This window comes from Actinoalloteichus sp. GBA129-24 (assembly GCF_001941645.1).
Classification (GTDB): domain Bacteria; phylum Actinomycetota; class Actinomycetes; order Mycobacteriales; family Pseudonocardiaceae; genus Actinoalloteichus_A; species Actinoalloteichus_A fjordicus.
This window is the reverse complement of the sequence record NZ_CP016077.1, coordinates 5221728-5242102: the sequence shown is the minus strand read 5'-3', so window position 1 is coordinate 5242102 and position 20375 is coordinate 5221728. Positions and strand designations below refer to the sequence as shown.

General features: G+C 70.6%; 17 protein-coding genes. 7 read left to right on the top strand and 10 right to left on the bottom strand.

Translation table 11 applies throughout. The features are described 5' to 3' along the window. Window positions 1-53 precede the first annotated feature (53 nt). The 5 genes from UA75_RS22335 to UA75_RS22315 all read left to right on the top strand — a co-directional run bounded on the left by UA75_RS22335 (window position 54) and on the right by UA75_RS22315 (window position 6012). Window positions 54-464, top strand: coding sequence for a hypothetical protein (locus UA75_RS22335; protein WP_075741922.1), 411 nt, complete (start codon window positions 54-56; stop codon window positions 462-464). Then, entirely contained in the window at window positions 457-2097 is a 1641-nt protein-coding gene (locus tag UA75_RS22330; protein WP_232251107.1) for a sensor histidine kinase, read from the top strand. Before UA75_RS22335 ends, UA75_RS22330 begins: the two co-directional genes overlap by 8 nt. After that, complete coding sequence (locus UA75_RS22325) at window positions 2094-2753, top strand: response regulator transcription factor (RefSeq protein WP_075741921.1); 660 nt, start codon at window positions 2094-2096, stop codon at window positions 2751-2753. The genes UA75_RS22330 and UA75_RS22325 overlap by 4 nt, the downstream gene beginning before the upstream one ends. A gap of 231 nt (window positions 2754-2984) precedes the next feature. Continuing rightward, window positions 2985-4646 (top strand): SLC13 family permease, encoded by a 1662-nt coding sequence (locus tag UA75_RS22320; RefSeq protein WP_083683475.1) that lies wholly within the window; start codon window positions 2985-2987, stop codon window positions 4644-4646. Between the two features lie 181 nt (window positions 4647-4827). Further along, complete coding sequence (locus UA75_RS22315) at window positions 4828-6012, top strand: glycerate kinase (protein ID WP_075741919.1); 1185 nt, start codon at window positions 4828-4830, stop codon at window positions 6010-6012. 508 nt (window positions 6013-6520) lie between these two features. Here the strand turns inward: UA75_RS22315 and UA75_RS22310 are convergent. Then, complete coding sequence (locus UA75_RS22310) at window positions 6521-7102, bottom strand: GNAT family N-acetyltransferase (RefSeq protein WP_075744089.1); 582 nt, start codon at window positions 7100-7102, stop codon at window positions 6521-6523. 200 nt (window positions 7103-7302) lie between these two features. Between UA75_RS22310 and UA75_RS22305 the strand changes: the two genes are divergently transcribed. Further along, window positions 7303-8547, top strand: coding sequence for a GNAT family N-acetyltransferase (locus UA75_RS22305; protein WP_075741918.1), 1245 nt, complete (start codon window positions 7303-7305; stop codon window positions 8545-8547). Window positions 8548-8702: 155 nt separating this feature from the next. On the opposite strand, the gene UA75_RS22300 is transcribed toward UA75_RS22305, so the two are convergent. The 5 genes from UA75_RS22300 to UA75_RS22280 all read right to left on the bottom strand — a co-directional run bounded on the left by UA75_RS22300 (window position 8703) and on the right by UA75_RS22280 (window position 13970). Further along, entirely contained in the window at window positions 8703-9551 is an 849-nt protein-coding gene (locus tag UA75_RS22300) for a type VII secretion target (protein ID WP_075741917.1), read from the bottom strand. A 74-nt stretch (window positions 9552-9625) separates the two neighbouring features. Then, window positions 9626-10279, bottom strand: coding sequence for a YbaB/EbfC family nucleoid-associated protein (locus tag UA75_RS22295; protein ID WP_075741916.1), 654 nt, complete (start codon window positions 10277-10279; stop codon window positions 9626-9628). Between the two features lie 86 nt (window positions 10280-10365). Further along, window positions 10366-11160, bottom strand: a complete 795-nt coding sequence (locus tag UA75_RS22290; protein WP_075741915.1) for an ESX secretion-associated protein EspG — start codon at window positions 11158-11160, stop codon at window positions 10366-10368. A 46-nt stretch (window positions 11161-11206) separates the two neighbouring features. Then, window positions 11207-13177, bottom strand: coding sequence for a PPE domain-containing protein (locus UA75_RS22285; RefSeq protein WP_075741914.1), 1971 nt, complete (start codon window positions 13175-13177; stop codon window positions 11207-11209). A 265-nt stretch (window positions 13178-13442) separates the two neighbouring features. After that, window positions 13443-13970, bottom strand: a complete 528-nt coding sequence (locus UA75_RS22280) for a hypothetical protein (protein WP_232237364.1) — start codon at window positions 13968-13970, stop codon at window positions 13443-13445. A gap of 959 nt (window positions 13971-14929) precedes the next feature. Here UA75_RS22280 and UA75_RS35220 point away from each other — a divergent pair. Continuing rightward, complete coding sequence (locus UA75_RS35220) at window positions 14930-16111, top strand: endonuclease (RefSeq protein ID WP_075741913.1); 1182 nt, start codon at window positions 14930-14932, stop codon at window positions 16109-16111. A gap of 47 nt (window positions 16112-16158) precedes the next feature. Here the strand turns inward: UA75_RS35220 and UA75_RS33345 are convergent, their stop codons facing one another. The 4 genes from UA75_RS33345 to UA75_RS22260 form a co-directional block, all read right to left on the bottom strand. Further along, window positions 16159-16311, bottom strand: coding sequence for a hypothetical protein (locus UA75_RS33345; RefSeq protein ID WP_157434369.1), 153 nt, complete (start codon window positions 16309-16311; stop codon window positions 16159-16161). A 49-nt stretch (window positions 16312-16360) separates the two neighbouring features. Further along, window positions 16361-18676: a hypothetical protein gene (locus tag UA75_RS22270; RefSeq protein WP_075741912.1), complete on the bottom strand. Its 2316-nt coding sequence runs from the start codon at window positions 18674-18676 to the stop codon at window positions 16361-16363. After that, the gene (locus UA75_RS22265; RefSeq protein ID WP_083683472.1) at window positions 18673-19701 is read right to left on the bottom strand and encodes a hypothetical protein; all 1029 of its coding nucleotides are present in this window, start codon (window positions 19699-19701) and stop codon (window positions 18673-18675) included. Before UA75_RS22265 ends, UA75_RS22270 begins: the two co-directional genes overlap by 4 nt. 195 nt (window positions 19702-19896) lie before the next feature. Continuing rightward, window positions 19897-20367, bottom strand: coding sequence for a hypothetical protein (locus UA75_RS22260; RefSeq protein WP_075741911.1), 471 nt, complete (start codon window positions 20365-20367; stop codon window positions 19897-19899). Window positions 20368-20375 lie beyond the last annotated feature (8 nt).

The following is a 20375-nucleotide window of genomic DNA, read 5'->3' as shown; positions in this document are numbered from 1 at the left end:
CTCTTCATGTCGGCTTCAGTCGCGGGTGTTCGCGATCTGAGAGAGTCCAGGCCATGAGCCGCTCCTCCACGGTGCTCTCCCTGGTCGCCGCCCTCGCGTTGCCGTTGTGTGCGGTCGCGACCATCAGCCTGCTCGACCGCCCGACCGAACCGCCGCCCCACCCGCACGTCGTGCGGATCGGCGAGTCGTACTCGTCGCCGAGCGCCGCCGCCGAGTCGGCACCCGAGGGCGGGTCGGGTGAGCGGCCCGCGCCGCCCGAAGACGATGACGCGGGCTCGTCGGATGCCGACGATGCGCCGGGTTCCGCAGACGGTGATGATGCGTCGGGCGGCCCCGACGATGATGATGCGTCGGGCGGCCCCGACGAGCCAGGGCCGACGCGACTGCCGCCGCCACCCCCGGTGGACGCCGACGACGATGACGACGATCGGCCGGACTCCGACGACGACGATGACGATGACTGAGCCCGTCCGGCCCGGCGGGACTCGAACCGTCGGGCCGGTGCCGGACGACATTCCGGCCTCGGCGGGCCCCGGTCCCGGCTTCGCAGGCGCGGCGGATTCACCCGCCGAGGCGGCCCGGCCCGACGGCGACCCTCGGGGCGCCGAGCCCGCAGCGGTGCCGCCCGCCTCGGCGGCCCGCAGGCGCGGGCCCTCGGCGCGGGTGCGGATCATGGCCTGGCTGGTCCTGGTGATGGCCTCCGGACTGATCACCATCGTCCTGGTCGTCCGGCAGCTGCTGCTCAACGACATCGACCAGCGGGTGATGCGCGTCCTGAACCAGGAGTCCCAGGAGTACGCCGCCTTCGCCGCCGTCGGGCGGGATCGGGCGGGCGCCGTCGTCACGGACCCTGCCGAACTGCTGGACCTCTATCTCGGCGCCCAGTATCCCGACGAGTACGAGACGCTGATCGGCATCGTCGACGCCCCCGGCGGGCTCGACGCGGTGAAGCAGCCGCACGAGTCGGTCCGCGACGTCGCCCTGTCCGACGAACTGCTGCGCTCCGTCGTCGAGGACCCCGCCGCATCGGGGACCGCCGTCACCGAGGAGGGCGAGCTGCGGTGGGCGAAGGTCGGGACCCTGCCCGTCGACGCAGCCGAGTCCGAGGCGGCGGCGGCCTGGTTCGTCACCGGATACCTCGTCGAGCCCTCCCGCAGACAGGCCGATGACACGCTGCGGGCGCTGACGCTGGTCGGCGCGGGCGCGCTGCTCTCGGGTGCGGGGGTGTGCTGGCTGGTCGCCGGGCAGATCCTCGCTCCGGTACGACAGGTCCGACTCGCCGCCGCCGCTCTCACCGAGCGGGACCTCACCCATCGGCTGCCGGTGCACGGTCGGGACGACATCGCCGCCCTCACCGAGCAGTTCAACGCGATGCTCGACCGGCTGGAACGGGCGTTCCGCACCCAGCGAGAGTTCCTCGACGACGCGAGTCACGAACTACGCACGCCCATCACCATCGTGCGCGGGCACCTGGAGCTGTTGGGCGATGATCCCGCCGAGCGGGCGGAGGCGATCCGCGTCTGCACCGACGAGCTCGATCGGATGTCTCGGATGGTGGACGACCTGTTGCTGCTGGCCAGATCCGAACAGCCCGACTTCGTGACGCCTGCCTGGGTGTCGGTGCCCGAGCTGAGCAGTGACATCGACATCAAGCTGCGCAGCCTGGCCGATCGGCGCTGGCATCTGGAGGCGATCGGTGAGGGGGAGGCCTGGCTGGACCCGCAGCGCGTCACCCAGGCGGTCCTGCAACTGGCGCAGAACGCCGTCTCGCACAGCGGACCGGGTGACATCGTCCGATTCGGCTCGGCCCTCACCGAGGACACCGCCTCGTTCTGGATCACCGACACCGGTCCCGGCGTGCGTCCGGAGGACGCCGAGCGGATCTTCCGCCGGTTCTCCCGAGGGCCGGGCGAGGGACGGGTCGGCGGCGCCGGGCTGGGGCTGGCGATCGTGACGGCGATCGCCGACGCACATCACGGCCGGGCACATCTGGTCTCCCGGCCGGGGGAGGGCGCCACGTTCGGACTGGCCCTGCCCGCCAGGCCCGCCGAGGAGGACGGCGTCGACGGACACCACGACGAGGGAGGCCGGACATGACCCGCGTGCTGATCGCCGAGGACGAGGCACGCATCGCCGCGTTCATCGACAAGGGCCTGCGGGCCAACGGATTCGTCACCACCGTCGTCGGCGACGGCGAGGCGGCGCTCGCGAGTGCGAGCTCGGGCGACCACGACCTGATGGTGCTCGACATCGGCCTGCCCGGTCGGGACGGCTTCGAAGTACTGCGAGCACTGCGACGCGGCCGGATCACCCTTCCGGTGATCATCCTGACCGCCCGCGACTCGGTGCACGACACCGTCGCCGGTCTGGAGGGCGGCGCCGACGACTACATGACCAAGCCATTCCGCTTCGAGGAACTCCTCGCGCGGGTGCGGCTGCGGGTGCGGTCGGTCGATCGGGTACCGGACCTGTCGGTGCTGCACGCGGGTGATCTCTCGCTGGACCTGCGCACGCGGCGGGCACGGCTGCCGGGCAGGCTGGTGGACCTGACCGCCAGAGAGTTCGCGCTGCTGGAGTTGTTTCTTCGCCATGCGGGCCAGGTGTTGGCCCGTGAGCAGATCCTGTCGCACGTCTGGGGTTACGACTTCGACCCCGGCTCGAACGTGGTGGACGTCTACGTGCGGACCCTGCGACGCAAACTCGGGGCCGATCGCATCGTCACGGTCCGAGGCATGGGCTACCGCTTTCACTAGGAGCGGGCGGCCCGTGAACCCCGCTCGTGCGCCCGGCAGGCCCGGCCCGCCTCGGGCCGCCCGCTCCCCTCTGGTGCGCTGCCGTGCCGCAGGCCGCCTCGACCGAGGTGACCAGCGGACGGCGCGTCCGCGTCCTGCCCGGCAGACGAGTCCTGTGCGGCGCCTGGACCGTCGCGCCGCACATGAGAACTCCTTCATGATCCGTTCACCCTGACATCAGTCTGCGGACAGATGCTGGTCAACGTGACCGAACTCGACACCGACCGGGAGCCTCCGCTCACCGTCTACGCGACCACCCCGCCGCCGAGACCGGTGGCAGGTCGCGCGGGCGCCTTTCCGGCCGCCGCGACGTCGAGAGTGTCTCCACGGTCCAGAACCACCACCACGGCGACGAGCGGGAACGCCGCGACGAGGCGCACCCCGACGGCTGCGTCGACACGGCGGGCGAGCGGTGTGCGCCTCGTCGGTCTGCTGGTCCCGGTCGCAGGCGCGATCACGCTGACCGTGCTCTACACGGTGCTTCCCGGCCCGGACGCCGGACTGCCCGCCGAGGGCAGGGTCACCCTGGTGGTGTTCGCGGGTGCCGTTCTGGCCTGGACGTGCACGCGCTGGGACGACACCTTCGTGGCGCTGGCCGCCGCGCTGACCCTCACGTTGATCGGCGTGTTGACCGCCGACGAGCTGTTCGGCTCGTTGGGCGGCGACGTGATCTGGCTGCTGATCGCCGCGTTCGTACTGGCGGCAGGCCTCACGGCTGCCGGACTGCCAGAACGCCTCGCCGTGGCGCTGCTGACCAGGGCCAGGACGGTGCGCGGGCTGGTGCATCTGCTCACCGCCGCCCTGGTGGGCAGCGCACTGCTGGTGCCCGCCACCTCCGGGCGGGCGGCCCTGGCACTGCCGGTGTTCCTCGCGGTCGCGCGAACCCTGTCCGGACGGGAGCGGGTGGTACGGGCGTTGGCGCTGCTGATCCCCACGGTGATCCTGCTGTCGGCGGTGGCGACGCTCACCGGAGCAGGGGCACACCTGATCACCGTCGAGGTCTTGCGCACCGCGACGGGCAGCGGCATCGGCTTCGGCGCCTGGCTGCTGGCGGGCCTGCCGCTCGCGGTGCTCAGCTCCCATCTCGCGGCCGAACTGGTGCTGTTACTGATGACCAGGCGGGCCGATCGGCGGGAGCGGCTCGTCGTCCGCCGAGCCGATCTCGTCGAACAACGCGGAGCGGGATCGATCGGACCGGACCGGATGCGACCGGACCGCCGGGCGAAGTACGTGCTGGTGCTCGTCGGTCTGGTCGCCGTCGCCTGGTGCACCGAGACCTGGCACGGGGTGGAACCCGCCGTGATCGCACTGATCGGAGCGCTCGCCGTCGCCGCTCCCGGCATCGGCACCGTGTCGCTGACCGCAGCCCTGCGTTCGGTGCCCTGGTCGCTGTTGATGTTCATGGCCGCGACGGCGGTGCTCGGCGGCGCGCTGCTCGACTCCGGCGCGGCCGACTGGCTGATGACCGTCCTGCTGAGCGGCATCGCCGCCGACGAGGCATCGGCGGCGGGCTTCCTGGTGGCCGTGGTGGCGCTCAGCACCGCCGCTCATCTGGTGCTGCAGTCGCGATCGGCGAGATCCTCCGTGCTCATCCCGTTGCTGCTGCCCGCCGCCGTGGTCTTCGGTCTGAACCCGGCCGCCGTCGCCTTCGCCTCCACGGCGGCCGCCGGGTTCTGCCACACGCTGCCGTCGTCGGCGAAGCCGGTGGCGATGTTCGCCGACCTGGGCGACGTCCCCGGCTACGGCCGCCGCGACCTGCTGCGGCTGTCGGTCTTCCTCGCCCCGCTGCTGGCGGCGCTGGTGATCGGCTTCGCCTGGTTCGGCTGGCCGTACCTCGGCCTCCCGCTGCGGTGATCGGCCGTGCGGTCGGCGGCCGTGCGGTCGCGCGGTGATCAGGCGCCGTGTCCAGACGGTCCATCGCATTCCCTCGTCGAGTCGCGCCGCCCGGTGACGTTCCCGGCGAGGTGACTCCCCCCTCCGGTCGCCCCGACGGCCGGACCCACACATCTCATCCACCCCCGCAAGGAGACGTCTCATGATCGCCATCAGCACCGCCGCGCCGCTACGCATCGTCGTGGCCCCCAGCGGATTCAAGGAGTCCCTCGACGCCGAATCGGTCGCCGAGGCCATCGCGGCAGGCGTTCGCCGCGTCGTGCCCGACGCGGTCATCGACTCGATCCCGCTGGTCGACGGCGGTGAGGGCTCGGCGCGGACCCTTGCGCGGGTGACGGGCGGCGAGGTGATCCCGGTGACGGTCACCGGTCCGCTCGGCACACCCGTCGACGCCCACATCGCCATCCTGGGCGGCCCCGGGGAGCGGACGGGCGTGGTGGAGATGGCCGCCGCCGCAGGACTGCGCCTCGTACCGCCCGCATTCCGCGACCCGGGCCGCACCACCACGCGGGGCGTCGGCGAGCTGATCCTCGCCGCCCTCGATCACGGCTGTCGTCGCATCCTCGTCGGCTGCGGTGACTCCGGGACCTGCGACGGGGGAGCAGGCGCCTTACAAGCCCTCGGCGTCGAACTCACCGATGTCCGGGGCGAGTCGATCCGACCGGGCGGAGCCGCGCTGACCGGGGTGCATCGGATCGACATCGGCAGGATGGACCCGCGCCTCGCGGACACCGGCATGGTGCTGGCCTGCAACCCGCACAACCTGCTCACCGGACCGGCGGGCGTGGCACGGGTCTTCGGACCGCAGAAGGGCGCCGACGCCGAGCAGACCGCGCAGCTGGCCGCCGCGATGGATCGGTGGGCGGCCGTGCTGGCCGAGCACTGCGGAACAGAACTCGGCAGGGTGGCGGGCAGCGGCGCCTCCGGCGGTCTGGGAGCGGGGCTCGCCGGTGTCCTCGGCGCGCGGCTGCGACCCCGGTTCGAGGTGATGCTCGACCACGTCGACCTCGACGCGGCGCTGGCCACGGCGGACCTGATCATCACTGCCGAGGGCGCGATCGACTTCCAGACGCCGCACGGAAAGGTGCCGTCCGAGGTCGCGCGCCGGGCCAAGCCGTACGGCAGGCCGGTGATCGCGCTGGCGGGCACCATCGGGCGGGGTGCCAGGGACAACTATGCGGCCGGGATCGACGCCTTCGCGGGCATCCTCGCCGCACCGGTCGAGCTCTCCGAGGCGATTGCCAGGGCAGCCGAGCTGATCACCGACGCCACCGAGCGGGCGCTTCGGCTGGTCCTGGTCGGTGCCGCGATGGGCCGTGCGGCCTGAGCGCCTGTCTGTGATCCCCACTGTCCTGTTGCGCGGGGCAGGCGCGGCGATCTGCGGCGTTGTCGTCAGTCGACATCACTTTCGTTATGCCTCTTTCCTCCGCCTGTCAGCTCAGCCACGCTGATCCCCGCTCACGACTCCAGGGGGACCACAGACAGGCTCTAAAGGGGCATCTGATCAGGTTCGGCGTCGGAGCCGGTCGGCGTGCAGACCGGCCGCTCCGGTCCGGCTGTGGGCTGTGAACGGGCCGCCGGGGCCGTCGGCAGGCCGGTGCCGTCGCGCCGGGACTCGATCAACTGCGCGGCGCGGCCGAGTGGCACCTCGTGGAGCAGGCCTGCCGCGCCGCGACTCGTCGGCGTCGCCGCTCCGACGCAGGCGACGGCGGCACCCGAGCGGAGTCCGCAGGCGGCAGTACCCGGCAGGGCCGAGACCCGGACCTCGACGAGACCCGCTCGGCACGTCGGCCGTGCGCGCTGCCGCCGCAGCCGTCGCGGTGTCGCGGTGTCGTTCAGCGCGGACGGCCTCGGCGAGGTCCGCCCTCGGCGCCGCTCGCCTGTTCCTCGTCGCGCAGCTCGCCCTCGAGCAGGCCCATCAGGATCATGTCGTGCCAGCGGCCGTCCCGGCGGAATCCGTCGCGAATCCGACCCTCTTCGACGAAGCCGAGCTTGCGGTAGACGTGTCGTGCCGACTCGTTCTCCGCGACGACGGACAACTCGACGGCGTGCAGCCGCATCTGGTCGAACCCGTAGCGACAGAGCAGCCGCGCGGCCTCGGTGCCGTAGCCGCAGTTCCAACGGTCACGCTCGCCGAGATAGATGTTCAACTCGGCGCGACCGGTCTCCGGCCTGCCGTCCACCAGCATCGCGACCCCGACGAGCGCGGAGTCGGCGATCACCTCGATGCCGAGCAGCAGGAAGGAGTAGTCGTTGCTCGGCCGGGCGGCCGCCCGCTCCTGCGCCTGAGCCAGCGACTCGGGGTAGCGAGCGGTCAGCCACCGCATCACCTCGGAGTCCTGGTTCCAGCGCCACAGCGACTCGACCTCATGGGGCTCCATCGGCCGTAATCGCACCAACCTGCCGGACAGCCACATCGACCTCACCCGTATCCCACTCGCAGCCGGACCACCGACGTCGGATGTCACCATGGCAGCGAGCGGTGCACCCGCGCCAGCGAATTTCGGGGCGCACGCCCGACGGGGCGGCGGTCCAGGGCAGGTAGGTCCTATCCGACCGCCCGGTCGGCCCGAAGAATCAGTGGTGCGAGCGAGCGTCCTCCAGCAGAGTCTCTCGGATGGACCATGGACGCGCCGCGCCGCCCGAGACCACTGCGCTGCCCGAGGGGTTCACGCTGCGCCGGGCGACCTCGGCCGATCTCGACCAGATCCAGGCCCTGCTCGCCGAGCGCGGCGAGGTGGCCGACGCCGTCGATCTCCGACTGATCGTCGAGGACTCCGACGCGGGCTGGGACTCCTGCGCGGTGGTCGTCGCGGCGGACGGGCGTGTGGTCTCCACCGCCACGCTGCTGGACGAAGAGCTGATCCTCGGCGGAGTCCGCATCCCGGCCGGGCAGGTGGAGCTGGTGGCGACCAGCCGTGATCACGAAGGTCGAGGGCTCGTCCGCGCGCTGATGGCCTGGGCGCACGAGCAGTCGGCGCGGCGTGGGCACCTGGCGCAGGTGATGCTCGGCATCCCCTACTTCTACCGGCAGTTCGGCTACTCCTACGCGATCCCGTACCACCCGGTCCGGCCGGTGCACACCGCCCCGCCGCCGGAGCCCGGCCACCACGTGCGGGCCGCCACGATCGAGGATGTCGAGGCGATCACCGCCCTCCAGGACGCGGTGCAGGCGACCGCCGACCTGCGGATGCCGCACTCGCCGGAATGTCTGCGCCGGCTGCTCGCCCGGGACGGCAGTACACAGTGGATCGTGGAGCGCGAGGGACGCGCGGTCGCGACGGGACGCAGCACACCGCCGGAGGACGACGTCCATCTCGGCGAGCTGGCCGCCGTGGACGAGGCCGCAGCCCGTGCACTGCTGCGGCAGGCCACCGACCTGGCCGCGCCGACGTCGGCCTCGGTCCGGGTGGGCGACCGGCCGGGTACCATCGCGAGCCGGGCACTGACCGAGTTCCTCGGCGCGGCACCCGAGGCCGCGGAGATGTACTACGTGCGGGTCGCGGACCCCGCCGCGTTGCTCGACAGGCTGCGCCCGCTGCTGTCGGGCAGGCTGCGCGCCGTCGACCATGCGAGGGCCGACGGCGCGGCGGTGCTCTCGTTCTTCCGCTCGCACGTGCGCTTCGACGTGACCGACGCCGTCGTCGGACCGATGGTCACCGGTGGGCCGCTCCAGTCGCCCGCCTCGGTCGGTGGAGCGGGCATCGCGCCGGACCTGGTGCCCGCACTGCTGTTCGGCCCGCATGGGATCGTCGGGCTCTCCCACCGCCATCCCGACGTCTATCCGGGCCCGAACGTCGACGTGATGGCCGCGTTGTTCCCGCCCGTTCGGGCTGACCTGTTGACGTTCTACCTGGTCTGAAGACGGCAGCGGCCGGGCAGGCTGCTGCGCTGGTCGATGGGGGGGGACTGCCACGCCGAGTGTCCGGTCTCGCTCCCCCTCCCCGAGACGTCGACCGCCGGATGCCGTGACGACATCCGGCGGGAGGTGATCCGGGAGAACGAGCCAGCCCGGACTCAGGCCTCAGGGCGCTGGAACCTGGCCTCGTTGAGGGCCTCTGCCTCGGTGCGTTGCATCGACGAGTTCTGATACACCTCGGCGGTGGCGAAGGGCTGTGCGGCGAAGTTCTGGGGCGTGGGCTGGACGTAGTCCTGTCGAGCGGCGAAGTTCTGGTGGGTGGGCTCGACGTAGTCCTGTCGGGCGCCGATGTTCTGGGGCGTGGGCTGGACGTAGTCCTGTCGGGCGCCGATGTTCTGGGGCGTGGGTTCGACGTAGTCCTGTCGGGCGGAGTTCTGGAGAGTGGGTTCGGCGAAGGCGCGGGGGGCGAAGGCCTGCTGAGCGGGTTCCCCGTAGGACTGCGGGGTGACGCTCTGCTGAGCGGGTTCGGCGAAGGCGCGGGGGGCGAAGGCCTGCTGAGCGGGTTCCCCGTACGACTGCGGGGTGACGCTCTGCGCCGGTTCCCCGACGGAGGCGGGCATGGCGGCCCGCTGGAATGCCGTCGGCCCGCCCGCGGCTGCGGCCGCCCCACCACCCGCGATCGAGGGCGGCTGGATGTGGTCCAGCGAGATCTTCTGGAACGACTGCTGATTCGCGTCGTCGGTGTCGAGATACTGGTCGGCCGTCGCCCGTACGTTCTCCGCACTGGTCGTGACGCCCTCGACCGCCGCGTTCAGTGCCGCGATCCCCTCCTCTTCCATCGGATTGATGGTCGGAGGAAGGAACTGGCAGATCAGACCGTAGGCGTCATCGGACATGCTGACGGTCTCCGCCGCAGCGATCGCGGTGTTCAACCGGTCGGTCAGCGCGTCGAGGTGACTGGCGTGGGCCACCAGGTCCTCGGTCACGACGTCATAGGCTTCGGCCATCGTGGGGCTCCTCTCACGAACGTGTGGCGGCGACTGGGGTCTCGCCCCTGCTCAGCGTGCTGTCGGTCGAGACGTCAGTCCCGCAGCGGGTCGGACTCCTCGTCGAAGTCGTCATCGTCGTCGGGTCGACGACGTGGTGCTGCCGGCCGCTGCGGAGGTGGTGCAGGGGGTGAGAATCCCGCAGGGGGCTGGAATCCGGTCGACGGCGACTGAGCCGAGAGCCCGGGGCTCGTGGCAGGCGGCGGAGTCGGCTCCTCGCTGGACTCGATCGACTCCCACTTCTTGCCGGTCTCTTCGTCTGCCGCCTCGACCTCGTCTTCGTCGGGCGGTTGAGGGAACCGCTCGCGGAGGTTGCCCAGCAGCTCGGCCCGCGTCTCGGCGTCCTCGTCACCCAGATGCTCGGCCATCGTCTCGCCGACCTGGGTGGCGATGTCGGCCTGCGCCCGCTGCATGGTCGACAGGACCAGACTCGCGATCGTGGGCAGCGGCATCGTGCGGATGCGCTCACTGAAGACCAGGTCGGTCAGGCTGCCGTCGGCCCGCACCGTGGCCTTCACCGCGCCGTCGCCGCTGGTGGCGGTCAATCGAATCTGTTCGGTCTCGACATGCGCGGCCTGGTAACGCTGTGCCTTCTCCGCAAGGCCCTGCGCCCACTGGCCGATCCGCGCCTCAATCTCGGCGGGATCCTTGCTCATGCCCACGAAGCCACCCGTACCGGGGCCGGTCATGTGAAACCTCCATCAACACTGCTCGACATCGGGTCGTCGGGCCGGGCCGTCGAAAGGCCCGGCCTCTGTCAAGACGGTCGGTGTCGTCACCGACCGTTGGGCGCGCCTGCGGCGCGTGACAGCACCTCCATGACCCGTCCCTCGATACGTTCGCCGTCGGCGGGCGTCAGGCTGAGCCACTCGTCCTCACGCACCATCAGGTATCGACCTTGATGGGTGTCGAACCAGGTCACGAGTGTGGAGGACCGCCGCGCCTGTCGCTGCGTCGCTCCCCCCACCGTCACGCCGAACTGGCCGCCGCCCTTCCGGTTCGCCGCCAGCTCGCTCAGCGCCGCTGCGTCGTCGGCGCTCATCCCCGCCTTCCGCAGGGCGCGTTCCTCGTCGTCGTCGTCGCTTCCCCAGGGGTCGTCCTCTTCGGCGGGCTCCACCGCCGAGGTGAGTGCGTGCAGCGGGGCCGACATCGCCCAGCCTGGCCCCGCCTCCTTGACGGGCAGCACACCGACGATGGAGCGAGCCAGCGAGGTCGGTCGGATCTCGCTGACTCGCAGCTCATCGCCGACCAGCGTCGCGAGCACGCCCAGTTCCTGATCGGTGGCGGCCAACGCCCGCAGGGCACGTCCGACGTGCCCCACGGCGTCCACCGACAGCTTCGGCTGCGACAGCAGCCGAAGCAGCGCCTCCAGCTCGGTCGACACCGTGCCTGCGGTGACCAGGCCCCGATCGGTCAGTTCGCGGTACACCTCGGCCCTGAGCTCCGCCCGTTCGGCCATGGTCTTGCCGCTGCTGGGAACGTCCAGCGGATAGGGGATTCGGCCGAGGCCCAGATCAGTCCACACGAACTCGAACTCGCGGGCCGACAACACGAATTCAGTGTCGCTCATCGTCCTTCTCCCGTAACCGACTCTCGGGTGCGCCGTCGCCTGCCGATCATCCCTGCTTCTTCGGCTTCCGATCACCGATCACCGCGGGCGGCAGATCATCGCCGAGACGCTCGAAGACCTTCTCGCCCTTGAGGTACGAAGCGACCCGGTGCTCCTTGTCCTCGGTGTCCTGGGCGCCGCGGGCGGGTGCACCGCCACCACCGGCCATGCCGCCCGCGCCCATGCCGCCTGCGCCGACGCCACCGCCCATTCCGCCGGGCATGCCGCCCATCCGGCCGCCTGCGCCGCCGCTGCCGCCGACGCCGGTCGCTCCGCCTGCGGCCAGGCCTGCGGCGCCACCGCCGATGCCGCCCGCGCCACCACCGAAGCCGCCTGCGCCGCCGCCTGCACCACCGGGAATGTTGGGGATGCCGCCGGGGCCGAACCCTCGAGCACCGCCGCCGATGCCGCCTGCGCCGCCTGCGCCGCCGCCGCCGATGCCGGGCATCGATCCGCTGCCGCCGGGGATGTTGGGGATTTGCGGAGTGGCGGGGCGACCGCCTGGGCCGCCCGTGCCGCTGCCGATGCTGGGCATCGATCCGCTGCCGCCGGGGATGTTGGGGATTTGCGGAGTGGCGGGGCGACCGCCTGGGCCGCCCGTGCCGCTGCCGATGCTGGGCATCGATCCGCTGCCGCCGGGGATGTTGGGGATTTGCGGAGTGGCGGGGCGACCGCCCGTGCCGCCGCTGTTACCGCCTTGATTCGGGCGCGGCATGGTCGCGCCGGGCACGCCGCCGCCGATACCGCCGATGCCTGGCATCGTGCCGCTGCCAGGGGCGCTGCCCGTGCCGCCGGGGCGATTGGCTCCGGGGATGTCAGGGATGTCGGGCATGCCCTGCGGAGAGATCTTCGGCGAGTTCTGCGGGCTGACCGACGGCGGTGTGCCGATGCCGCCGACGCTGCCGACGCCGCCGATGCCGGGCATCGCGCCGCCGACGCCGCCGACGCCGCCTGCGCCGCCGCCGGGGATGTTCGGGATCGCACCCGGGTTCATACCCACCGTGCCGCCTGCGCCGCCGGGCCGGTAACCGGCGGTGTCGGGCATCGAGGCCGCAGGCGCGAGGTTGGGCGGGCTCTGCGGGTTGGTGCCCAGCGTGCTGCCGCCGGGTCCGCCCGGGCCGCCGGGGATGTTCGGGATGCCGCCGGGTCCGCCGGGGGCCCCGGGAACTCCACCGGGTGCGCCGGGCACGCTGCCAGGGCCGCCGGGCATGCCGGGCGCTCCGCCCGGGCCGCCGGGAATATTGGGAACCTCACCGACGCCGCCGCCCGCCAGTTGCGGGTCGAGCGCGGGAGCCTCAAGCACTCTGCTCTGCTGCATCGGGGCGAGCCGGCTCGCCGTCTCGTCCATCGGGGTGCCCTGCTGCATCGGAGTGAGCTGGCCTTCGCCGCTCATCACGCCCATCGGAGCGTTGCTCGCCGCCGTCATGGTGCCCCGGACCGGGTTCGGCGGCGGCGTGAACTGCGGGGTCTCCTGGTCGATGCTGCGTGAGTCCTCTTCCATCGTGGACATGACGGCCACGGCCTGTTCATGCGCGAGGTTGGCCTCGGCGCTCTTGCGCTCCACGTCGACGACCGCAACCGCGAAACCCGCGAGCCCGCCGGTGGCGAAACCCCTCGTGAGCATCTCCTCGTAGTCGAAGTCGACGGGTTCCGGCATCGCGGACCGGGCGACCTCCATGACCTGGGCCTGCGCGGCGATCTTGGTACCCACGGTGGCGGCGGTCACCGACGCCTCGTTGCTCCAGTCGGCGAGCTGGGTGATGGCGCCCCGTGCGGACCTGGCCGCCGATCCGGTCCAGCCGTCCTCCACCGCGACGAGCCGATCACCCATCGACTGTGCGGACTCGGAGATCTCGTTTGCCATCTGCGACCACTCGGAGGAGAGCTCGCCTGCCTGACCGGGATCGTTGTCGGTGTGGACCGCTTCGTAGAGCGTCCGATGGTTGTAGGCGCTCCAGTTCTGCGTGTCCGTCAGCATGAGGTGGTTCTCCGGCGCCGGGGCGCCGGGAGTCCCCGCGTGGCCTCGCGGCACTGCTGAGCCTTCTACGTACATCGGATGTTCGCCTCTCGCTACAGGAGGTTCGCTACAGGAGGTTCGGTGCCGATGATCGCCGCGGTCGCGGTCGAGTCGTCACGGTCGGTGCCGACGCGGCGTTGCGGCATCGACGAGCCGATGATCCCGGTGCGCGCGGACGCGGCGCCGAATCCGCCTGCGTCGCCCGAGATCGTCCTCGGCGTGGCGGTCAGACCGCCTGGTTCTCGTCGGGTCGGATTCTCTTGAAGGAGTCGACGTTGTCCTGCTCGATCTGCTGGTAGAGGTTCATGGCCTGCGACACGGCCTCGTGAGCCTCCTGCAGCACCTCCCGATACGGGGTGAACACGCTTCGGAAGGAGACCCCCTCGCCGCCCGCGCGGTCCTCGAACTTCAGGGCCATCGCCTCGCCGACGGGATTGGCACCGAAGGGCGCGCGGCGGGCAAGTGCGTTGGCCCGCTCCAGCCAGGTGTCGACCCGGTCCATCTGGTCCTGGAGCATCGTCTTGATCTCCTCGCCCGCAGCGGGGTCGAGGAACAGATCGCCTGCCTCGATGTCCTTCTTGAGCGTGCCGACCTGCTGCGCGAGTTGCGCGACCCTCATCGCGGCCAGCACGGGCTGCTGTTCCTGGGACGCGGAGACGCTGGTCATCTGCGCGGCTTCCATGGGAACGGCCTGGCCCTGCCCCATCATCACCGGCGACATGGCGGTGCCGCTTACGAACTCGGAGTCGCTCATCGGTTCCCTTCGCGGTCTGTTCCTACCCCGATGCCTGGCCCTCGTCCTCCCACGCTCGGCTCGTGACCACCGTTCGGGGCCGCCGGATCGGTGCTCGGTTCAGGCAGAGCGTGACGGAGGATGGAGCGTGATAGACCTTAGACTTCTGGTGTCGGCCAAGATAGTCCGGCCCCAGGTGGGAATGCCTGGTCCCAGGTATACCTGGGGTCGAGAGGGCACAAAGAGGCAACTCTTGAGGTACGAAAGGGAAAGCGCGTCCGACGTCGAGGTCGGAGCCTTCCTCGCAGGCGCTTCCAGGCGGCCGAGGGGCCGAGGTGATCACGGTCGTGTCCACTTCGGCCGGTGATCTACGACACGCCGGATGTGCAGCTCGAAGACATGGCGCGGCGGGGATGCTCACTTGCAGACCTCCCGGGCTGCGATCGTCCGATCAGCCCTCCATCCGGGTGGCCCGGCGGACTTGCGAGCGCGAGGCGTGGCGGTCCGCCCGGATTGTCTGTACTGGATTTCACGCACCTTCTGGGAATACTCCAGCCGGGGTGCTGGAACTCGCCCTCCGAAGGAACCACGGGCAATGCGGCTCGCTTTGCCGTCTATCTCGGGTCGATCTCGTCGGAGCGGTCGAAACCGATCGGTCGAACTCTTGACGCCACCCGGTGAACGATGTCCGCAGCCTGCGTGCAGCAGGGGCTGCGGCTCGCCGCCGTCGCGTCACAGGACACGCCCAGGACGACGCGCACACGCGGCGCTCCGGGCGGTCGCCGCTGGCGGCCGTCGACGCGTCGACTGTGGACCCGCCCGGGTGGCGCTCCCGGCACGACGTCATCGCGCCGACATCAAACCGCCGCTCAAATTTCACTAACGGGTGGTCATTTTCTGACAGCCTTCTCGAGATCACCATTGTGTGATCACGCTGCGTCACATATCGGCTGGCGCACGAACCTGGGGAGGACATCGTCGTGACAGCAACCCGTGTGAGTCGGTGGAGGTCCTTAGCCGCGCTGGTCGGCGTCGCGGCTGCGGTGGTGGCATTCCAGGTGCCGACCGCCGCGTTCGCCGCCGACCAGCTCACCGTCGCCGAGGCGATCTCGCAGCAGGGCGGCACCGGCACCGTGCGCGGTCACGTGGTGGGGCAGCCGACGGCGACCACGACCGTGGTCCGATCGGGCTTCCCCTCCGACTACGCGCTCGCCCTCGCCGACTCGGCCACCGAGACCGACCCGGCCGAGATGCTGTACGTGCAGATCACCGCGTCCTTCCGGGCGGACTACGGCCTGCGCACCAACCCTGACCTGCTCGGGACGACTCTCGACGTCACGGGCCCGCTGCGCAGCTACTTCTCACACGCCGGTCTCACCTCTCCGACCGCATTCTCGCCTGCGGGTGACACCCAACCCCCGACTGAGCCCCCGACCGAGCCGCCCACCGAACCGCCCACGGACCCCGGCGACTACGACGAGACGTACTACCGCACCGCGCTCGGCCTGAGCGGGGATGCCTTGAAGGACGAGCTGCACGAGATCATCAGCACCAGCACGAGGCTGTCCTACAGTCAGGTCTGGGATGCGCTCAAGGCCACCGACGAGGACCCGGCGAACTCGAACAACGTGATCCTGTTCTACAGCGGACGTTCGCAGAGCAAGAACTCCAACGGCGGCAGCGTGGGCCAGTGGAACCGCGAGCACGTCTGGGCCCAGTCCCACGGCGACATCGGCACGGCGCCCGGCCCCGGCACCGACATCCACCACCTGCGCCCCACCGACGTGCAGGTCAACTCCGCGCGGGGCAACAAGGACTTCGACAACGGCGGCTCGCCGGTGCCGGGTGCGCCGGGCAACCTCACCGACGGCGACTCCTGGGAGCCGCGCGACGACGTCAAGGGCGACGTCGCTCGGATGATCTTCTACATGGCCGTGCGCTACGAGGGCGGCGACGGCTTCGCCGACCTTGAGCTCAACGACACCGTGTCCAACGGCTCCAACCCCTACATGGGCCGCCAGTCGGTGCTGCTCGACTGGAACGCCGAGGACCCGCCGGACGCCTTCGAGGAGCGTCGCAACCAGGTCGTCTACGACGACTTCCAGGGCAATCGAAACCCGTTCATCGACCATCCGGAATGGGCCGACGCGATCTGGAACTGACGAGGCCGGTTCGTCGGCGACGTCTGGGACGTCGCCGACGAACTCCGTCAGGCCTGGGCTACTGCCAGGGCGTCCAGGCGGGCGCTGAGGTCCCCGCGCTGGTGGGCGTCGAAGAGCCGCCGCAGTGTCGTCCCCACGCGATGATCCGGGCTGGTGCCCCCGACGAGTGCGCTCCGGGGATGCCGACTTCGCAGCCGCATGATTCTCTCCGCCATCCTGGTCGTTCGACAGGTCGTGGTGCGGGGCCGGTCAGATCTGTCCGGGATCGATCTCGTCCAGCCGGGTCCAGACCAGCTGGACCAGCGCGTTCACCGGGTCGTCCTCGACGAAGGCCGGATCGAGGGGGATGGCAGCCACCCGGCTGGCCCATTGAAGGCGGGCCATCCGCTGTGGACGTCCCTCGGTCGCGGCGACGAGTGTCTCCACCGAGTCGCCTCGAACCGACGGTGAGGCCGAACGTGCGCCATGACGCAGCCAGGCGCCGACCACCCGGCGAATCTCGTGCATCGGCATCGCGTCCAGTGCCCGACTCCAGAACTCACGTACGCCCTCGCCGGTGACGTTGCGGGGCTCGGCATCGAGCAGTCGCTCGATGCTCGAGGCCAGTAGTTCCATGCGATCGGCGTCCGGTCGGTCGAGCCAGCCCTCGACATAGCGCAGGAAGGTCGCGAATCCCGACTCACGGCCGACCCGGACCATCGCGGCCGACGCGTTCTCTCTTACCAGTGGTTCCGTCGCGGTCGCGAGGTGTTTGATCCGGGTCAGCGCCACCCGGGGGAAGTCCGGGCCGATCTCGCCGCAGACGATCGCCACCAGGAGTTGAAGGTCGGGAGACGATGTCCTGGACCACTCCCAGAGCTTCTCGCGAACCGCCCTGCCGAGGATCGGATCGACCGCCGTCCTGGTCAGCAGGCGTACCGCGACGGACCGACGCGTCTGGTCCTGTCGACTGTTGGGGATCGCCGTCGACGGGACGTCGCGGTTCCGCCTGCCTGTCGCCCAGTCCTGGGCCAGCTCGGTGATCACCTCGACCCCCGCCTCCGCCGCGAGGTCTGCCGCGCGGTCGGCGAGGCGTTCCAGTTCGGCTTGTCCGAGGTCGTCGATCGTGAAGGGGAGTGCTTTCAACCATTCTCGGATCGTCCGCCGCAGCGCCGGATGCTCGTTCCAGAAGTACGTGAGCACCGAAGAGCCGAGATCCGGCAGCGTGAACGTCCGTCGGCGCACGTTGAACAGACCGGGACTGAGCCGTTTCAACGTCGTCGTCACGCCCGGCCGGAGCAGCGGATCAGGGTGGCGGACCTGAGTCTTCGACATGCCCAGCACCAGATCCGAGGCGGCGAGGATGCGGTCTGCGGGGGCGCCCTCGAACAGGCCACAGGCCAGGAGCAGGCCGATGGCCTCCTCGTCCTCCTGCGCCTGATGCCGGGTGATCTCCGCACGGAGTTCCTCGGCGAGCACGTCGGTCGGATCGGCGATTCGCTCGGCGATCTCCTTCGCCGATTCGATGCCCGCCCTGCGCGCCTCGGACACCGCGTCGGCGAGTTCCTTCGCCTCCGGCGGCCATGCCTCGGCGACGCGGGCGAGGAGTCCGGACTCGTCCAACAGGTGCTGCGGGTCCTCCACCAGTTCCACGTGGCGGGCGAAGACCTCCTCACCCGGCGGTCGAGAAAGGGTGTGCAACCTGCCGGGGAACCGCTCGTCGAAGCGGCGTCGCTGGGCGACGGGCAGGATGACGACGAGATAGCTGTGATGCGCTGTCAGGTGGTGGCCGAACTCGACGAGGTGGTTCCTGACCTCGATGACGTCCGGGCCGGACGCCTCGCGCAGGTCGAGGATGACGACCGCAGGGGTGTCGACGTCGAGGATCAGACCCGCATCGAGGCGGAAATCGAGATCGAGGACCTCCTGGCGGACGATGAGCGAGGGGTCTTCGACCCGCCGGAGTTCCTGTGCCAGCCGGAGCGCTGCCGTGAACTGGCCGCCGGTCTTCGCCTCTGCGGTGATCAGAACCAGGTGCCAGTGGGTGAGGATCTGGAGCGCGGACCGCTCTCCCGACGCGTCGAGCAGCCCAGCCGGAGTCACGAAGCGTCCGGCCAGTGCGGACAGCGCATCGGAGTCCCACTGCCCGCTCCTGGCCCGATTGCGCGGACGGGCGATCTCGGCCGCCTGTTCGCCGGGCTGTGCGGAGAAGACCTGGTGATAGTTCTGAAAGATGGTCGTGTGGGACTGGTCGATATCCCTGCCTGCCACGGAGTTCTCGTCCCCAGCGATCCCGGTGACGGACTCGGTATGGCGAGGCGGGTGCATCGACTCGGCGACCGGTGAGGTTCGAGCTGGTGCGAGCGGTTCCGCAGACGGCTCCACCGCCGGATTCGGCGCCTGGCTCGGCGCACGCTCTGCCGGGTCGTCGCCGAGTGCGTCGGCACGGCCGTCGGCTGGCTCCTCGGCGAGAACCCGGCCGAGTCCGCCGACGCCCTCGGCACCGAGGTCTGTTCCCTTCGTCGCGGTGTCGAGCATCCCGAAAAAGTCGACGTCGTCCTCGGGGCGCCCCTCGGCGCCGGTCACGAGTCCCGCTCGGTCTGGTCGGGGATGCCGAACCGGCGCCCGCTGTGGCTGCCGAAACTTCCGTCCCCGCCGACGTCGAACGTCCCGGAGAAGTCCTGCCTGCCGGTCGACTGGTCCAGATCGCGTCCCGCGATGTTGTTGTTGTTCCCGCTGACCGCCACCTCGGACAGGCCTGCCTCGACGGCGGTGGAGTGGTCCTCGATGTGTCCCACGTCCCGGCTCTGCGCGATCAATCGCTGGTGTCCGCCGTTCGTCGTGGTCGTATTGCTCGTCCAGCCTGTCCCCGACCGAGCGTCGGCTGCACCCAGGCCCGGTGTCGAGATCGGAGCGGGCCTCTCGGCGTCGGACGCCTGCTGCCGCGGGGTGAGCAGTCCGGCGGTGAGCAGCTCACCGGAGGGCACCGGCACCCGGAGATGTCCGATGCACGGGAAGTCCTCGGCCGCCACGCTGAGCGCGGTTCGAACGAACTCCGAGGGCCGACGGACGGTGTGGCCCGCCTGGATGACGTCCGCCATCACGGCATCGGAGACGACGGTCGCCAGGAACGTCGCCTGTGGATCGGAGCGCTCCAGCAATGCCCGTACCTCCGCTGCCCCGACCATGCGGTGACTGTCGATCACGACCCTTCCGGTGGGCGAGTCGACGAACAGCGAAGTGAACGACGGCACCGGCCCCAGGTGCAGGCTTGCCCGCATCCGAAGGGTGATCCCGTCGGCCCGCAGGTCACGAGCCCTGGTCCGCAGCTCACCCTGCAGTGCGTCCATGAGGCGGTCGACGGCCAGCGGAAGCAGCTCCGCGTCGAATCCGAAGAGGAGTCCTTCACCGCTGGGAGTCCCGACCGGCGGGTTGAGCAGGAGACGTTCCACGCCGCCTCGTCGTGCCGCACTCGACACGATCTCCGGGATCAGGGTCGTCAGCCTGTCTTGTCCGACATCGTCGGGTGCGCTGATTCGATGGGTGTCGATCACCATCACGCCGAGGTACGTTCCCGGAGCAGAAGCCTCGTCGGTGTGCTGACTGGTCACGAATCGCCCTTTCGCATCGATCTGGTGACTCGATGTTCCCCGGCGCACGACCTCGGCACTGTCCAGAACTGGACACAGCACGAGAATTCGCCGAACACACTTCCCGGCCTGCACTCCTGGCCTGCCGCTCGACGTCGTCGACCTCGATGCGTGCCCGCCCCGGTCGGTCGACTCCGACGTCTTGCCACGCTGGGATCAACCGGACCCGTCGCTGATGGTCACGTCGGCCGGGGCGTCGCAGGGGAAGCGCCAGACCTGGCCCGAGGTGCTGGTGGCACTGAGAACACGGTCGTCCAGGGTGACGGACGAGAACGGGTCGGAGTAGCGCGACACCGCGAGCCACTCCAGGGTGTCTCTGCCGTCGGCACTGGTCAGGGCGACCCAGCCGACGCTGCCGTGTGCCGCCGACTCGCCGGCCGACGCGCGTCGGCGGCCGTGAGTGCAGGAGGCCAGCACGTCGTCCACCTCGAGCCAGTCCATCGGCGTCCACGCCTCGGCCCGGAGGGTCTCCCACCACCGGAATCGGACCGGTTCGACGAACCGCTCGAACTCCATGGCCGACAGACTGCCGTCGGCGAACACGATGAAGTCGCCGTCCGGCGCCTGCCGCGCCTGCCAACGCTGCTGCACCTGAGCGGGAGTCGAGATCCGGTGTGACGCTGCCATCCGCCCAT

Excerpts from the sequence above, each read along its gene's own strand:
- UA75_RS22300 (WP_075741917.1), bottom strand. The coding sequence starts at position 9,551 with ATGGCCGAAGCCTATGACGTCGTGACCGAGGACCTGGTGGCCCACGCC.
- UA75_RS22305 (WP_075741918.1), top strand. The coding sequence starts at position 7,303 with ATGGACCATGGACGCGCCGCGCCGCCCGAGACCACTGCGCTGCCCGAG.
- UA75_RS22290 (WP_075741915.1), bottom strand. The coding sequence starts at position 11,160 with ATGAGCGACACTGAATTCGTGTTGTCGGCCCGCGAGTTCGAGTTCGTG.
- UA75_RS22285 (WP_075741914.1), bottom strand. The coding sequence starts at position 13,177 with ATGCTGACGGACACGCAGAACTGGAGCGCCTACAACCATCGGACGCTC.
- UA75_RS22335 (WP_075741922.1), top strand. The coding sequence starts at position 54 with ATGAGCCGCTCCTCCACGGTGCTCTCCCTGGTCGCCGCCCTCGCGTTG.
- UA75_RS22280 (WP_232237364.1), bottom strand. The coding sequence starts at position 13,970 with ATGAGCGACTCCGAGTTCGTAAGCGGCACCGCCATGTCGCCGGTGATG.
- UA75_RS22260 (WP_075741911.1), bottom strand. The coding sequence starts at position 20,367 with ATGGCAGCGTCACACCGGATCTCGACTCCCGCTCAGGTGCAGCAGCGT.
- UA75_RS33345 (WP_157434369.1), bottom strand. The coding sequence starts at position 16,311 with ATGCGGCTGCGAAGTCGGCATCCCCGGAGCGCACTCGTCGGGGGCACC.
- UA75_RS22330 (WP_232251107.1), top strand. The coding sequence starts at position 457 with ATGACTGAGCCCGTCCGGCCCGGCGGGACTCGAACCGTCGGGCCGGTG.
- UA75_RS22315 (WP_075741919.1), top strand. The coding sequence starts at position 4,828 with ATGATCGCCATCAGCACCGCCGCGCCGCTACGCATCGTCGTGGCCCCC.
- UA75_RS22320 (WP_083683475.1), top strand. The coding sequence starts at position 2,985 with ATGCTGGTCAACGTGACCGAACTCGACACCGACCGGGAGCCTCCGCTC.
- UA75_RS22310 (WP_075744089.1), bottom strand. The coding sequence starts at position 7,102 with ATGTGGCTGTCCGGCAGGTTGGTGCGATTACGGCCGATGGAGCCCCAT.
- UA75_RS22325 (WP_075741921.1), top strand. The coding sequence starts at position 2,094 with ATGACCCGCGTGCTGATCGCCGAGGACGAGGCACGCATCGCCGCGTTC.
- UA75_RS22295 (WP_075741916.1), bottom strand. The coding sequence starts at position 10,279 with ATGACCGGCCCCGGTACGGGTGGCTTCGTGGGCATGAGCAAGGATCCC.